This is a genomic window from Saccharomonospora iraqiensis subsp. paurometabolica YIM 90007 (genome assembly GCF_000231035.2).
Classification (GTDB): Bacteria; Actinomycetota; Actinomycetes; order Mycobacteriales; family Pseudonocardiaceae; genus Saccharomonospora; species Saccharomonospora paurometabolica.
This window is the reverse complement of sequence record NZ_KI912250.1, coordinates 228,140-228,737: the sequence shown is the minus strand read 5'-3', so window position 1 is coordinate 228,737 and position 598 is coordinate 228,140. Positions and strand designations below refer to the sequence as shown.

The window sequence follows — 598 nt, the reverse complement described above, 5'->3', positions numbered from 1 at the left end:
GTTGCCCGCCCGCGCGTGCCAGGGCATCACCCCGCGTGGGGCGGGCACGCGGCGCCCGACCGCGAGGTCGGCGTCGGCGGACCGGACGGGGTCGACCAACCGGGGGAGTTCGCGCGGGTCGAGGGACCCGTCCGCGTCGAGGAACCCGACCGTGCCGGCCGTGGCGTTCTCCAGTCCGGTGTGGACCGCGGCGCCGTAGCCGCGGCGCGGCTGGTACAGCACCGTCGCGCCGAACTCGGCGGCCACCCGGGGTGAGCCGTCCGTCGATCCGTTGTCCACCACGATCGCGCGGTACTCGTCGGGCATCGCGCTGAGCACGGCGGGCAGCGCCGCCGCCTCGTCCAGGCACGGCAGGATCACGTCGACGGCGTGGGTGCTCACCCCGCGGGAGTGGTCCGACGCGCAGTGTCCGAAACACCGGACCCCCGACGGGACTACCGACAACGGGTGATTCCGGTGCGGGACGTCGCCCGGTCGGTCCGTCGACCGGGCCCGCGGGGCCCGGTGCGGCTTACCGTGCGGCGGTGGTGGTGTCCACGAGGCGGAGGACGGCCCGGCCGACGGGTACGCGCGCGGACCTGGTCGCGGTCGCCGCGGC

The 598-nt window shown here is 76.6% G+C and carries 1 protein-coding gene; it reads right to left on the bottom strand.

The genetic code is table 11. The features are described 5' to 3' along the window. Positions 1–381, bottom strand: a 381-nt coding sequence (locus tag SACPADRAFT_RS0217190) for a glycosyltransferase family 2 protein (protein WP_007027908.1), incomplete at its 3' end; no start/stop codon positions are given. Positions 382–598: the final 217 nt, after the last annotated feature.